11 protein-coding genes and 1 tRNA gene are annotated in these 14,292 nt (G+C 70.8%); 2 read left to right on the top strand and 10 right to left on the bottom strand.

Features of this window, described 5'->3' with window-relative positions; all coding sequences use genetic code 11:
- Positions 1 to 73: 73 nt before the first annotated feature.
- Positions 74 to 988, bottom strand: a complete 915-nt coding sequence (locus DEJ03_RS11370; protein WP_173033410.1) for a DMT family transporter — start codon at positions 986 to 988, stop codon at positions 74 to 76.
- A 39-nt stretch (positions 989 to 1,027) separates the two neighbouring features.
- Here DEJ03_RS11370 and def point away from each other — a divergent pair, with 39 nt between their 5' ends.
- Positions 1,028 to 1,603 carry a peptide deformylase gene (def, locus tag DEJ03_RS11365; RefSeq protein WP_110864666.1) on the top strand — a complete coding sequence of 192 codons (576 nt, stop codon included), beginning with the start codon at positions 1,028 to 1,030 and terminating at the stop codon, positions 1,601 to 1,603.
- Positions 1,604 to 1,677: 74 nt separating this feature from the next.
- On the opposite strand, the gene DEJ03_RS11360 is transcribed toward def, so the two are convergent.
- Entirely contained in the window at positions 1,678 to 2,166 is a 489-nt protein-coding gene (locus tag DEJ03_RS11360) for a hypothetical protein (protein ID WP_071405350.1), read from the bottom strand.
- Positions 2,167 to 2,218: 52 nt separating this feature from the next.
- Here DEJ03_RS11360 and DEJ03_RS11355 point away from each other — a divergent pair, with 52 nt between their 5' ends.
- On the top strand, positions 2,219 to 3,739 hold the full coding sequence (locus DEJ03_RS11355) for a phospholipid carrier-dependent glycosyltransferase (RefSeq protein WP_110864665.1): 1,521 nt from the start codon (positions 2,219 to 2,221) through the stop codon (positions 3,737 to 3,739).
- A gap of 218 nt (positions 3,740 to 3,957) precedes the next feature.
- On the opposite strand, the gene DEJ03_RS11350 is transcribed toward DEJ03_RS11355, so the two are convergent.
- The 8 genes from DEJ03_RS11350 to dnaG form a co-directional block, all read right to left on the bottom strand.
- Positions 3,958 to 4,030: transfer RNA gene (locus DEJ03_RS11350), tRNA-Asn, on the bottom strand.
- Positions 4,031 to 4,145: 115 nt separating this feature from the next.
- A complete protein-coding gene (locus tag DEJ03_RS11345; RefSeq protein WP_258370772.1) occupies positions 4,146 to 5,156 on the bottom strand; it encodes a D-isomer specific 2-hydroxyacid dehydrogenase family protein in 1,011 nt (336 codons plus the stop codon).
- The gene (locus DEJ03_RS11340) at positions 5,153 to 6,082 is read right to left on the bottom strand and encodes an ATP-binding cassette domain-containing protein (protein ID WP_110864664.1); all 930 of its coding nucleotides are present in this window, start codon (positions 6,080 to 6,082) and stop codon (positions 5,153 to 5,155) included. The genes DEJ03_RS11345 and DEJ03_RS11340 overlap by 4 nt, the downstream gene beginning before the upstream one ends.
- Positions 6,083 to 6,230: 148 nt before the next feature.
- Complete coding sequence (locus DEJ03_RS11335; RefSeq protein WP_110864663.1) at positions 6,231 to 7,928, bottom strand: ABC transporter ATP-binding protein; 1,698 nt, start codon at positions 7,926 to 7,928, stop codon at positions 6,231 to 6,233.
- Positions 7,925 to 8,950: an ABC transporter permease gene (locus DEJ03_RS11330; RefSeq protein ID WP_110864662.1), complete on the bottom strand. Its 1,026-nt coding sequence runs from the start codon at positions 8,948 to 8,950 to the stop codon at positions 7,925 to 7,927. Before DEJ03_RS11330 ends, DEJ03_RS11335 begins: the two co-directional genes overlap by 4 nt.
- Positions 8,951 to 8,952: 2 nt before the next feature.
- A complete protein-coding gene (locus DEJ03_RS11325; protein ID WP_372439454.1) occupies positions 8,953 to 10,062 on the bottom strand; it encodes an ABC transporter permease in 1,110 nt (369 codons plus the stop codon).
- Positions 10,063 to 10,146: 84 nt separating this feature from the next.
- A complete protein-coding gene (locus DEJ03_RS11320) occupies positions 10,147 to 11,763 on the bottom strand; it encodes an ABC transporter substrate-binding protein (protein ID WP_071405356.1) in 1,617 nt (538 codons plus the stop codon).
- A gap of 601 nt (positions 11,764 to 12,364) precedes the next feature.
- The gene (gene dnaG, locus DEJ03_RS11315; protein ID WP_110864661.1) at positions 12,365 to 14,284 is read right to left on the bottom strand and encodes a DNA primase; all 1,920 of its coding nucleotides are present in this window, start codon (positions 14,282 to 14,284) and stop codon (positions 12,365 to 12,367) included.
- Positions 14,285 to 14,292 lie beyond the last annotated feature (8 nt).

Raw genomic sequence — 14,292 nt, 5'->3', positions numbered from 1 at the left:
GAGGGCGGCGACCACCCGGGGTGCGCGGCGAGTGCACCGCCGCGTGCGCGCCGGTCGCCCGCGCCGGCCGGCGTCAGGCTCGGGTCTGCGGGTGGTGCTTGGCGAGCAGGAACACCCCGGTGATGGCGATGCCCGCGGCCACCACGAAGCCCGCGACCGCGAACCACGGCGCCCCCGAGGCCTCGCCGAGCACGATGACGCCGATGCCGACCGCGACGATCGGATCGATCACCGTCAGCCCCGCGATCACGAGGTCGGCCGACCCGCTCGAGTACGCGTTCTGCACGAAGTACCCACCGAGCGACGCCGCCACGACCACGCCGGCGATCGCGAGCACGGTCAACCAGTCGAAGGTGCCGTTCACGAACCGGTTCAGCACCACCTTGGCCAGCGTCGCCACGAACCCGTAGAGCACCCCCGCCCCGACGATGTAGTACAGCGCACTGCGGTGCTTGGCCACCAGGCGGAACGACACCAGCACGAGCACCAGCACGACGGCCAGGATCACCAGCACGGTGACGAGCTGCTGACGGGTGATCGCGCTCTCGTGCCCGACGAACGCCGCGATCCCGACGAAGATGCCGACACCGATGATGCACGTCCACACCGCGCGCCGCGCACGACGACCGAGCGGCACACCGGACGACCGCGACGAGAACCACGTCGTGATGACGAGGGCGACGGCACCCAGGGGCTGCACGACGATCAGGGGCGCGAACGTGATGCTGATGAGCTGGAGCACCACCGCGATGCCGAGCATGAGCGTGCCGAGCACCCAGTAACCGCTCGAGACGAGCCCGACCACGTGCCTGACGCTCAGCCCCTTCGACTGCCGACCGAGACGCGCCTCGACCCGCTGCACCCCGCGGCTCTGGAACTGCGCCCCGAGCGACAGGAACACCGCACCGATCAGCGCCACCGGGATCATCAGCGCCTGGAACGGCGTGAGGTTGCTCACGGCGTCGGGCAGCTGGAGGTCCGTCGTCACGCGTCGAGGCTACCGTCCCCCGCCGGATAACCTGGGTGAATGGCCGTTCTCCCGATCCGCATCACCGGCGAACCCGTCCTGCACGAGCGTGCAGCCGAGGTCACCGCGTTCGATGACGACCTCCGCACCCTCGTCGCCGACATGCTCGAGACCATGGACCTGGCACCGGGCGTCGGCCTGGCCGGTCCGCAGGTGGGCGTCGGCAAGCGCCTGTTCGTGTACTCCTACACCGACGACGACGACGTCCTGCACCGGGGCGCCGCCGTGAACCCCGTCCTGTGGATCACGCCCCCGGTCCCCGAATCGGTCGAGGAGCTCGACGAGGACGAGGAGTCCGAGGGCTGCCTGTCGATCCCTGGTGAGCGGTTCCCGCTCCGCCGTTCCGAACGCGCCCTGCTGCGGGCCTTCGACGAGCACGGCACCCCGTTCGAGGTCGAGGCGCACGGCTGGCTGGCCCGGATCTTCCAGCACGAGTACGACCACCTGGACGGCTGGCTCTACGCCGACCGCCTGGTGCACCCCTACGGCAAGCAGGTCGCCAAGGCGATCCGCAAGAGCAGCTGGGGCGGCCCCGGCCAGTCCTGGTTGCCGGGTCGCGACCACCCCGAGGGCTGACTGACGCCGGTCAGTGTCGGCACCCGGTGCCGTCCAGCCCGTCGCTGGTCCGGCGGGCGGCCTGGAGGCCCGGCTCAGCCCCGGTAGGCAGCCAGTGCGTCGCGCAGGCGGTCGGTCTCCGGGTGCCCTGGGCAGTACCGCAGGAGCCCGGCGGCCACGTGCGCGCCGCGCGCGTCGGCGACCGCCGACGTCCACGGCGCCGAGCCGCGGACCGCGCACGTGCTCGCGAGCTCGACGAGGGTCGCGTCGCCGCGCGCCGCCGCCACCGCGGCCTGCTGCTGGCTCGACGGCACCGACCCGGTCAGGCGCTTCGCCGAGCAGTCGGCGCGCTCGGCCTCCCACACCGCCGAGTAGGTGGTGTAGGTCTCGCTGTCCGATCCGTCGGCGGCGCAGACGAACGCGAAGACCACGGGCGACGCGCCCGAGCCCAGGCCGGTGTCCGAGCTCGTCGGGTCCTCGGACGCGTCGGTGTCCGGGCCGACGCTGCTGCAGCCGGTGAGCACCGCCGTCACGGCGACGACGACGCCCAGGAGCGTGAGTCGAGGCGAACGGGAACGGTGCACCTGTGAACGCTAACAGCAAGCGCTGCGGACGACCCGTACGGCGGCTCCTGCGATGATGGTCCGGCATCGCCCTGTCCTGGAGGTCCTCATCCCCCGCCTGCACTCCCGCCCCGTCCGTGCGACGGCCCTCGTGGTCGTCGCCCTGGCTGCTGTGTTCGTCGCCTACTGGCACCTCGGCCGTCCGACCATCGTGAACGACGAGTTCGTGTACCTCCGCGCGAGCTGGGCCTACGTGCACGGGAACTTCTCGCTCAACCTCGAGCACCCGCCGCTCGCGAAGTACGTGTACGGCGTGGCGCAGCTCCTGGTGGGACAGGGGCCGCTCGGACCGAGGCTGGTGGCTGCGACCGCGATGCTCGGCACGGGTGTCGTCCTGTTCCTCTGGCTGCGACGCGAGGTCGGCTTCTGGACCGGCCTGACCGCGGCGGCGATGTGGTGGCTGACGCCGCGTGGCTCGGGCTCGTCCTGGGCGGAAGCCGGGTCGGTCATCGGCGTCCGCATCGACCGGTTCGCGATGCTCGAACCCCTCATGGTCTTCTTCGCCGTCGCCTCGCTCGCCGCGGCCTGGCGCTGGATGCGGACCGGCAACCGGTGGTGGGTGGCCGCAGCGGGTGCGCTGCTCGCACTGTCCGTGACCTCGAAGGTGTCGACGGCAGTGCTCGTCCTCGCCGTGGGAGCACTCCCCTTGCTGTTCCGTCGGTGGCGCGACCTGGGGGTCGGTGCGCTGTACGGCGGCGTCGCGTTCGTGGTCGTGTTCGTGGTCGTCTACCTGCCGGTCGGGCTCTTCGCGGCCATCGGGCAGATGCTCCGGTTCCAGGCGCAGCAGAACGCCCACGGGCACCCGACGACCATCCTCGGGACGATCTACCCGGCGGCACCGTGGTGGGCGAACTTCGCGTTCCTCGCCGACGGCACGGGCTGGTTGCTGCTCACCGTCCTGACCATCGGTGTGGTCGCCGCGCTCGTCGTCCGACCGGACCGCCTGGTCGCGTACCTCGGCATCGCCCTCGGTGTCTTCCTCGTCTTCTACGTCATCGTCGCCAACGTCTCGCTGCCGTACTACTACGACGCGTGGATGCCGTTCATCATCGCGTTGGCGGCGATCGGGTACGGGCGACTGGCGACCGTCCGGCCGCCCCTCGGACGCATTGCGGCAGCAGTGCTCGTCGCCGCGCTGCTCATCCCCGTCGCACGGCTGGGCGTCGCCGTCGTGCAGACCCGTCCGAGCGGCATCGCGATGTTGACGGAGGCGCTCGAGGTCCGTGGCAAGGACGACGAGAACGTCCTGTTCGCCCGGTTCAGCGCGAACACCTGGCGCATCTACTTCGGCGACCGTGGCACGCAGAAGCCGCAGCTCGGACCGTTCGACGCGGTGGTGGTCGGCCACGACGACCGGCGCCCCATGCCGAAGCAGGTCCGCGCGTTCCTGGCGGAGTACGACGACCAGCTCGAGCACTTCCGGCTCGACTACCTCGACGTCTACGTCACGAAGACCGGCGTGATCAACGACAACAACCGGGACGGCACCCTCAGCATCGAGCCCGAAGAGCCCGAAGAGCCCGACGACCGCTGACCCGCACACGCCGGCGTCCAGGCACACGCCGGCGTCCAGGCACACGCCGGCGTCCCGCGCAGACGCCGGCGTCCCGCCAGGACGCACCCGAACCGGCGAGACACCGCCGAATCCGGAGGCGTCTCGAGCACGGGGCGGCGTGCATCGAAGACGCCGGCGTCTTCATCACCGTCCGCAACGCAAAAGGTCCCCACCCCCGAAGGGATGAGGACCTGTCGCTCCCCGAGTTGGACTCGAACCAACAACCTGCCGGTTAACAGCCGGCTGCTCTGCCAATTGAGCTATCGAGGATCACTGTCCGCTGGCGAATGACGTGCGAACAACGGGTAACAGCATAGCAGGACGCTGAGGCCCTCCACCGCATCGGACACGCCGCCCGGGCGCGCCGCGCTTCGAGGCCCCCGTGTCAGTACCCGGCGCCCGGGTCCACGACGCCGACGAAGCCCTCGCCGTCGCCCCCGAGGAACGCCGCGGCGTTGAGCCGGACGCGCTCGGCGAGCAGCGGTGCGACCATCTCCGGGGTGTCGGCCTGGTGCGGGGTGATGACCGCGCCGGGCTCCGACCAGAGCGGGTGCCCGTCGGGCAGCGGCTCGGGGTCGGTGACGTCGAGGCCGACCGCGGCGATCTCCCCCGCGCGCAGGGCGGCGACCAGTGCATCGGTGTCCACGAGGCCGCCGCGGGCGATGTTCACGAGCCGGGCGGACGGCTTCATGATCCGGAACTGCTGCTCACCGAAGAGCTTCGCGGTGCCCGAGGTCATCGCCGCCGCGATCATCACGACGTCGGCGTCGGGCAGGACCCGGTCGAGCTCGTCGGTGGTGACGGTCCGCGCGGCTCCCGGCACGGGCTCGGGCGAGCGGCGCACGACCGTGACGTCGACGTCGAACGGCGCGAGCAGCCGGAGGTACTCGAGGGCGATCCCGCCCGCACCGATCACGACGACGTTCCGCCCGTACAGCGAGACACCCTCGGGCTCGGTGGCCCACGACGACGCACGAGCGCGCTTCTGCAGGACACGGAGCGTGCCGAGGGTCAATGCCAGCGCGTGCTCGGCGACCGGCTCCGCGTAGGCACCCTTGGCCGAGGTGAACAGCACGCGGTCGCCGTGCTCCTGGATCAGGTGCGCGAAGGCGTCGACGCCGGCGAACGGCAGCTGCACCCAACCCACCCCCGGTGCCGACGACAGCGCGTCGGCGAGGCCGGCCGGGTCGCGAGGGTCGAGCCAGACGACGCCGCGGGTGTCGGCGTCGAGCGAGGCGACGGTGCCGCCGGCCTCGGTCACGGCGTCCACGTGCAGGTCCGTCGGTTCCGGCAGCACGGCGACCGGCCCGGGCTGCGGGGCGTCGATCGGCAGCGGTGCACCCGACGTGGGGACGACGGCGCGGTGGCCGCGGGGGCCCTGGGAAGTGGCACTCACGCGTTCTCCTGACGGTCGGTGCGCGGGCCGGTGCCGGCGGCGAGCGGACGGCGCGGCGCCGACGAACGGCGGGCCGTCGTCGGCGCCGGACGACGCTTCACGCCGCGGGCCGCGGTCGAGGCGAGGGTCTTCACGTAGGGGTCGACCGGGTTGTCGAGGACCTCGTCGAAGGTGCCGAGCCCGACGAGCCGGGCGTCGGCCATCACGGCGACGCGGTCGGCGAGGGCGCGGGCCTCGCGCAGGTCGCTGGACACGACGACGGCGGAGAACTGCCGGCCGCGCTGCAGCGTCGCCAGGGCCTCGAGCACGGACTGCCGCACGAGCACGTCGACGCCGCGCGCTGGTTCGTCCGCGACCAGGAGCTGGGGCTCGAGCACGAGCGCCTTCGCCAGGGCGACACGCTGGCGCTGACCGCTCGACAGCTCCCACGTGTTCAGGCGCATCGCCCCGAGCGGCAGGTGCACCGCGTCGAGCAGCCGGGCCACGATGAGCCCGGCCTCGCGCCGGTCGAACCGGCGGTCGCGGGCGTAGATCGGTTCGGCGACGGCCTCGCCGACGGTCAGGTCCGGGCTGAGCCGGTCGGCGCCGTCCTGCGGCAGGTACCCGATCCGGCCGCTCAGCCGTTCGAGCTTGCGCGACGAGGGACGGAGGCCCCGGGTCTTCTGGCCGAGCACGGTCAGCTCGCCGCCGACGATGTGCCGACGGAGGGCGCCCTCGCCCTCGCCGTGGGATCCGAGCTGGCCGGCGATGGCGGCGGCGAAGGTCGACTTGCCCGATCCCGACTCACCGAGCAGGGCGAGGATCTCCCCCTGCCGGACCGTGAGGCTCACGCCGTCGACGGCCCGGATGGACTCGCCCCCGCGTCCCCCCCGGTACTCGATCGACACGTCGTCCGCGACGACCGCCGGTCCGTTGACCGCGATCATGGGTCCCCTTCCACGCCGCCCCCAGGCGGCGGTTCGCGACGGGCCGCCCTGGCAGGTCCGTCGTGCGTGCAGCAGTGGAGACGACCGCCCTGGAGGCCCGGCGTGCGTCGACGACGCTGGGCGGGCCTCCAGGGCGGGTCACGTCGGGTCAGGACCCGACGTTCTCCAGTCGCTCCAGCGTACGCCGTCGCTCCGCCTGCTCGGCTGGGTCCGGCACCGGCAGCGACGCGAGGAGCCGCTGCGTGTAGGGGTGCTGCGGCGCGCCGAGGACCTGCGCCGTCGTGCCCGTCTCGACCAGGTCGCCGCGGTACAGCACCGCGATCCGGTCGGACAGCGCGCCGACGACCGCGAGGTCGTGGCTGATGAACAGCGAGGCGAAGCCGAGGTCCTGCTGCAGCTCGAGGAAGAGCTCGAGCACCCGGGCCTGCACGGAGACGTCGAGCGCACTCGTCGGCTCGTCGGCGATGAGCAGCTTCGGCCGGAGCGCGAGCGACCGGGCGAGCGATGCACGCTGGCGCTGCCCGCCGGAGAGCTCGTGCGGGTAGCGGTCGCCGTACGCGGCCGGCAGCTGCACGGCCTCGAGCAGCTCGTCCACCCGCTTGCGCGCGGCACGGGGGCTCGAGACCTCCTTGTGCACGACCAGCGGCTCGGCGACGCACTCGGCGATCGTCAGCAGCGGGTTGAACGAGGTCGCCGGGTCCTGGAACACGAACCCGATGTCCTTGCGCAGGTGCTTGAAGTCGCGTTCGCGGTACCCGAGCATCTCGGCGCCGAGGACCTTGAGCGAGCCGCCGGTGACCTTCGTCAGCCCCGCCATGGCCCGGCCGATGGTGGTCTTGCCCGAGCCGGACTCCCCCACCAGGCCGAGGACCTCGCCCGGACGGATCGCCAGGTCGACGCCCTTGACCGCCTTGAACGCCGGCGAACCGAGCCGCCCGGGGTACTCGATCTCGAGCCCCTTCGCCTCCACCAGCGGGGTGACGTCCTCGGAGATCGCGGCGCGCCGGGCCACCCCGGTGGACGCCTCGAGCCGGGGCACCGCCGCGAGCAGCCGCTTGGTGTAGTCGGCCTGCGGCGTCGCGAACAGTGCCGTCGCCGTGGCCTCTTCGACGATCTCGCCCTGGTACATCACGGCGACGCGGTCGGCCAGGTCGGCGACCACGCCCATGTTGTGCGTGATGACGACGATCGCGGTGCCGAACTCGTCGCGGCACCGGCGCAGCAGGTCGAGGATCTCGGCCTGCACCGTGACGTCGAGTGCCGTCGTCGGTTCGTCCGCGATGATGACGCTCGGCTCGAGGGCCAGTGCGCTCGCGATGACCACGCGCTGCTTCTGCCCACCGGAGAACTGGTGCGGGTAGTGGTCGACGCGGGTCTCGGGGTCGGGGATGCCGACGCGGCCGAGGTAGTCGATGGCCTTCGCCCGTGCTTCCTTCTTGGACACGCCGCCGTGGGCACGGAGCCCCTCGGCGATCTGCCACCCGACGGTGAAGACGGGGTTGAGCGCGGTCGACGGCTCCTGGAACACCATCGCACCGGCGGTCCCGCGCAGCTCGCGGAGCTTCTGCGAGCCGACCGACACGACGTCGGTGCCGTCGAGCAGCACCGCGCCGCCGAGTGTCGCCGTCTCCGGCATGAGCCGCAGCATGCTGCGGGCCGTGACGGACTTGCCCGAGCCGGACTCGCCGACCAGGGCGAGCACCTCGCCGGGGCGGACGTCGAGGCTGACGCCCTTGACCGCGTCGACGGCGCCGCCGTCGGTCGCGAAGGTGACGGTCAGGTCGTCGACGACGACGACCGGCTCGGTGGTGGTGTCGCCCGGTTGCAGGCGGGTGGTCGGGGTCATACGCCCGTCCCTTCCGTGTCGTTCCCGGCGGTGCGCGGTGCCTCGGCGTCGCGCGTGTCGCGCGTCGACACGAGCTGCTTCAGGCGTCGGCGTGCACGCAGGCGGGGGTCGGAGATGTCGTTCAGGCTCTCGCCGATGAAGGTCACGCCGAGCACGAGCACCACGATCGCGACACCCGGGTAGACACCGGTCCACCAGACGCCGCTCGCGACGTCCGAGAGTGCACGGCTCAGGTCGTAGCCCCACTCGGCACCGGACGTCGGGCCGATGCCGAACCCGAGGAAGCCGAGGCCGGCCAGGGTCAGGATCGCGTCGCTCGCGTTGAGCGTCAGGATGAGCGGCAGGGAACGGGTCGAGTTGCGCAGGACGTGCCGCGTCATGATGCGCCACGGGTTCGTGCCCATCACGCGCGCCGACTCGACGAACGCGTCGTTCTTCAGCCGGACGGCCTCGGCACGCACCACGCGGAAGTACTGCGGCACGTAGACGACGGTGATCGAGATCGCCGCCGCGATGATGCCCCCCGAGTAGCTCGAGTTGCCGCCGGAGATGACGATGGACACGATGATCGCGAGCAGCAGCGACGGGAACGCGTAGATGGCGTCGGCCACGACCACCAGGACGCGGTCGAGCCAGCCGCCCAGGTACCCGGAGACCATGCCGAGCAGGACACCGACGATGATCGAGACGATCACGGCGACGATGACGACGAGCACGGCCGTGCGGGCGCCGTAGAGCACGCGACTGAACACGTCGAAGCCGCCGACCGTCGTGCCCCAGATGTGCTCGGCACTCGGTGCACCGGTGCGCGGGAAGCTCTGCCCGTCCGCGCCCTGCAGCTGGCCGAAGCCGTACGGGGCGAGGAGCGGTGCGAACACCGCGACCAGCAGGTAGAGGGCGCAGATGACCACGCCGACGATGAGCATGGCGCGCTGCCAGCCGGTGCTCCGGCGCAGCTGGACCACCACGGGGAGTCGCTTCCAGAGCGGCTCGTGGCGATCGACGAGGGTGGTGTCGGCCATCGTCAGAACCTCACTCTCGGGTCGATCAGGGCGGCGACGACGTCGACGATGAAGTTGGTCACCGCGACGATCACCGCCAGCATCGCGACGATGCCCTGCACCGCGACGAAGTCACGGGCCGACAGGTACTGGTTGAGCTCGAAGCCCAGACCGCGCCACCCGAAGGTCGTCTCGGTGAGCACCGAGCCGCCCAGGAGCATCGCGATCTGCAGCCCCATCACGGTGATGATCGGCACGAGGGCCGGACGGAACGCGTGGGTGCGCACCAACCGCGACTCGCGCACACCGCGGGACCGGGCGGCGTCGACGTACTCGGAGCCGAGTGAGCCGATCATGTTCGCGCGCACCAGGCGCAGGAAGATGCCGGCGGTGAGCAGGCCGAGCGTCAGCGCGGGCAGGACGGCGTGCTGGAGCACGTCGCCGATGACCTGGGCGTTGCCGGTGCGGAGCGCGTCGATGATGTAGATGCCGCTCGCGCCGGGGATGCCGTCGAGGATGAGCGACACCCGGGTCGAGGCCCGGTCGCCGAGGGGCAGCCAGCCGAGCCACACCGAGAAGACGAGCTTGAGCAGCAGACCGCCGAAGAACACCGGCGTGGCGTAGGTCAGGATCGCGAGCGCACGCAGCAGCACGTCCGGCCACTTGTCACGCGTGTACGCGGCGAGCATGCCGAGCGGGATGCCGAGCACCAGCGCGACGATGAGCGCGTAGAACACGAGCTCCGCGGTCGCACCGCCGTACGTGACGATGATGTCGGTGATCGGACGGTTGTCCGTCGACGAGGTGCCGAAGTCGCCGCGCAGGATGTTGCCGAGGTACTCGAAGTACTGCACGAGCACCGGCCGGTCGTACCCGGCCGCGTGCAGGCGTTCCTGCAGCTGGCTCGGCGTGAGTCGACCGCCGACCGACGCGGTGATCGGGTTCCCGATGACGCGCATCAGGAAGAACACGAGCGTCACCAGGATGAAGACGGTCGGGATGATGAGGAGGAACCTGACGAGGATGTACCGGCCGAGTCCGCCGCCACTGTTCTTGGCACTGCGTTGTGCCTGTGGCTTGGTGGGATCGGTGCCGTTCACGTCCTGCGTCGCCTCGGGAGTGCTGAGGGTCACGGGGTGTGTGCCTTTCGTCGCCGTTGCACAGGCACGCGGGCGTTCCTCGTGGGAACGCCCGCGGCCTGCACGTGGGGCTTGGTGCTACTTGCTCAGGGTGGCGTACCGGAACTTGAACGAGGCGTCGAGGGTCAGGCCCTTGACGTCCTTGCCGGCGACCGCGACGGACTTGCCCTGCAGCAGCGGCAGCGTCGAGATCTGGGTGGCCTCGCGCTCCTGGGCCTGCTCGATCAGGTCAGCACGCTTGTCCGGGTCGGACTCGGCCTGCTCCTTCGCGATGAGGTCCTGGATCTCCGGGTCGTCGTAGTGGTTCTGGACGAAGTTCTCCTTGGTGAAGAACGGCGACAGGTAGTTGTCGGCGTCGGAGAAGTCCGGGAACCAGCCGAGCTGGTACACGGGGTAGGCGTCCTTGGTGCGCTCCTGGGCGTAGGTCGTGTAGACCGTCGACTGGATGTTGACGGTGAACAGACCGGAGTCCTCGAGCTGCTGCTTGAGCAGCGCGTACTCGTCGTCCGAGGCCGAACCGTAGTGGTCGGGCGCGTACTGGATGTCGAGCTGCACCTTGCCCTTGACGCCGGCGTCCGACAGCGTCTTCTTCGCCTTGGACACGTCCGCGCCGCCGTCGCCGTCGCCGTACATCTCCTTGAACGGCTGGACCGCGCCGGTCAGGCCGTCCGGGACCATCGAGTACAGCGGGGTGAAGGTGTCGTTGTAGACCTCCTTCGCGAGCTGGGCACGGTCGACCACGTCGGCAGCGGCCTGGCGCACGGCCAGGGCCTTCGCCTCGTCGGCGTCGTCCTGCCCGGTGCCGAACGGCTGCGTCTTGAAGTTGAAGACCACGTAGCGGATCTCGCCGCCGGGGCCGTCGGTGACCTTGAGGGAGTCGTCCTTGCGCAGGTCCGAGATGTCGGTCGGCGTCAGGGAGCGGTACGCCACGTCGACGTCGCCCTTCTGCACGGCGAGCTTGAGGTCGGTCTCCTTGGTGTAGTAGCTGGCGGTGACCTCGTCGGTCTTCGCCTTGCCGAGCAGGCCGTCGTACTTCGGGTTCGTCTTGTACTGGATCGTGTCGTTCTCCTTGTAGGAGCTGATCTGGTACTGCCCGGCGAAGGCCTTGCCCTTGACGATGTCGTCGGCGCTGGTGAGCTTCGTCGCGCTGAAGACGTCCTCGTCGACGATCGGACCCGCGGGGCTCGAGAGCACCTGCGGCCAGGTCTGGTCGGCGTGGTCGAGGTTGAACACCACGGTGGTGTCGTCCGGGGTGTCGATGCTCTTGAGGTTGGCCAGCAGCGACTGCGGGCCGTTCTCGTTGTTGATCTTCAGCTCGCGGTCGAACGAGAACTTCACGTCGCTCGACGTGAGCTTGTTGCCGTTCGCGAACTCGAGCCCGTCCTTGAGGGTGACCTCGTAGGTGGTCGGGTTCGTGAACTCCGCCTTCGTGGCGATGTCCGGCTCGACGTCCGGGCTCCCCACGGGCGTGTTCATCAGGAACGGGAACACCTGGTTCTGCACGGCGAAGGAGCCGTTGTCGTAGGAACCGGCCGGGTCGAGGGACGTGATCTTGTCCGTCGTCCCGATGCTCAGGCCGTTCAGTTCGGTGTCACTCACGCTGCTGCTCGCGCAGCCGGTCAGCACCAGCGCCGTCGCTGCTGCACCGGCGCCGAGCGCGATGCCGCGCTTGCCCCACTTGGTCACGGATGCCATGTCCGCTGCCTCTCTGGTCATGATTGCAAGAGTCCTGAGCCGGAGGGTGGAACGTCTGTGTGCCCGGCCAGGAACGCTCATTGGTATCACCCTGTCACGGAACAGAACGAACCGGGGGCGATTTGTTTACACCGCTGTAATGCACGGGCCTGCCGCATGATGCATGATTCCGCCGGAGTCGAGCGGCGCGTCACGCACGAAAGTTGCGTGGTGCAACCGGGGCGGTCCGGCGGCCGAGAGCGCCTGTCGAGCGACGGTTCGTGCGATCTCGGCGAAGCGCACGCGGCGCGTCGTGAAGCCGTGCCGCCGGCCTGGAGGCCCGCCCCGCGTCCGCCGCGTCCCACGCCCCCGCCGACCGGTCACGACTCACCGCCCGCCCCACCCCGAGCGGTCACGTCCCGTCGGCCGGACCCCGGCCAACCGACGATCTGCGACCACTCGAGGCCCGACAGACAGCACGTCCTGACCACTCACGGACCGCCGAGGTCGCACGAACTGCCGCTCGCAGCCCCGCCGCACGACAGTTCGTGCGACCTCGGCGACACGCATGCGGCGCGTCGTGCGACCTCGCGCACGCCCGGCACCAGCCGCGCGAAGGGCCCTAGGACGCCTCGGCGTCGGCGCGCAACCGCATCCGCTGCCCGTCGATGTCGACGAGCTGCCGCTGGATCTCAACGCGGCGCTCGGCCTGCTCGTGCGGGTCGGCGCGCTGCAGCTGCCCGAGCAACGAGGCCTTGCGGGCGAGCAGGTCGCGCTCGACCAGGGCCACGACGATGCTCCGGCAGTAGGCCGCCAGGTCCTCCGCGTTGCGCGCGGGGATCGGTGCGAGGGCGAGTTCGTGCGTCAGGGTTCGCAGCGGCGCCGGCACGTCGGCGAGCAGCCGGTCGAGCCAGTCCCCCGCACCGATGACGTCGACGTTGGCGACCACGGCGTCCCGCACCGCGGCGAGCATCGGCGTCGAGAACGTGGCCGACGCGGCGAGTCCGAGCATCGGTGCGCCGACGGACGTGGGCTGCTGCACCATCGCCATCACGGCGTCGCGCTCCATGCGGCTGATCGGGTCGTTCGGCAGCGAGCGGATCCCGGCGACGGGCTCGTCGGGGGTGTCGGCCCCGTCCGTGCCGTTGCCGGCACGGCCGTCGCGCCCTGCGCCTGCGGACCGGTCGTCCTGCCCGGCGGAGCCCGCACGGCGTCGGGCGGTCTCGACCGACCGACGGACCTCGGGGATCTCCATGCCGAGCCAGCCGGCGAGTTCGCGGACGTAGCCCTGTGTCAGCGAGCGGTCGCGGATGCCAGCGAGCACGGGGGCGGCCGCACGCAGGGCACCGACGCGCCCCTCGACGGTCTCGAGGTCGTGGCCGTCCAGGGTGCGGCGGATCATGAACTCGAACATCGGGCGCTTGTTCGTGACCAATCGGCGGATGGCGTCGTCACCGCGGGCGAGCCGGAGGTCGCACGGGTCGAGCCCGCCGGGTGCCACGGCGACGTAGGTCTGCGCCGCGAACCGCTGTTCTTCCGCGAAGGCACGCGAGGCTGCGCGCTGCCCGGCCTCGTCGGGGTCGAACGTGAAGACGACCTCGCCGTTGGCGTTCGGGTCGGCGCCGGCCAGGTCACCGAGCATCGGGCGCAGCACCTTGATGTGGTCGACGCCGAACGACGTGCCGCAGGTGGCGACCGCGGTCGTGACGCCCGCGACGTGACACGCCATCACGTCGGTGTAGCCCTCGACGATGACGACCTGCTTCTGCTTCGAGATGTCGCGGCGGGCCAGGTCGAGCCCGTAGAGCACCTGGCTCTTGTGGTAGATCGGGGTCTCGGGCGTGTTGAGGTACTTGGGGCCCTTGTCGTCCTCGAGCAGGCGGCGCGCCCCGAACCCGATGGTGGCCCCGGTGACGTCGCGGATCGGCCACATCAGGCGCCCGCGGAACCGGTCGTACGGCGAGCGGTCCCCCTGGCTGACGAGGCCGGCGGACACGAGCTCTTCCATCGTGAAGCCGCGCCCGCGCAGGTGGTCCTTGAGCATGTCGTAGGACTTCGGCGCGAACCCGACGCCGAAGTGCTGGGCGGCCGAGGGGTCGAACCCGCGCTCCCCCAGGAACCGGCGGGCGGGGTCGGCGGCGGCCGTGGTGAGCTGCCCCGTGAAGTACTCGAGCGCGGCTTCGTTCGCCGCGATCAGCCGGGCACGGGTGTTGTAGTCGGTGCGCGGCCCGTCGCCCTCTTCGTAGTGCAGGGTGAAGCCGATCTTCGCGGCCATGCGCTCGACGGCCTCGGCGAAGGTGGTGTGGTCCTGCGCCATGATGAAGCTGAAGACGTCGCCGTCCTCGCCGCAGCCGAAGCAGTGGTAGCGGCCGACCTGTGGCCGGACGTGGAACGACGGGGAGCGCTCGTCGTGGAAGGGGCACAGGCCCTTCATCGACCCGACGCCCGCGTGCTTCAGCGTGACGTAGTCGCCCACGACGTCGGCGATGTTGACACGCGAGCGGACCTCGTCGATGTCGTTCCGCGCGATCCTGCCAGCCACCCCTCGAT

Source organism: Curtobacterium sp. MCLR17_043 (assembly GCF_003224215.1).
GTDB lineage: Bacteria > Actinomycetota > Actinomycetes > Actinomycetales > Microbacteriaceae > Curtobacterium > Curtobacterium flaccumfaciens.
This window is presented reverse-complemented; position numbering and strand designations above follow the sequence as displayed.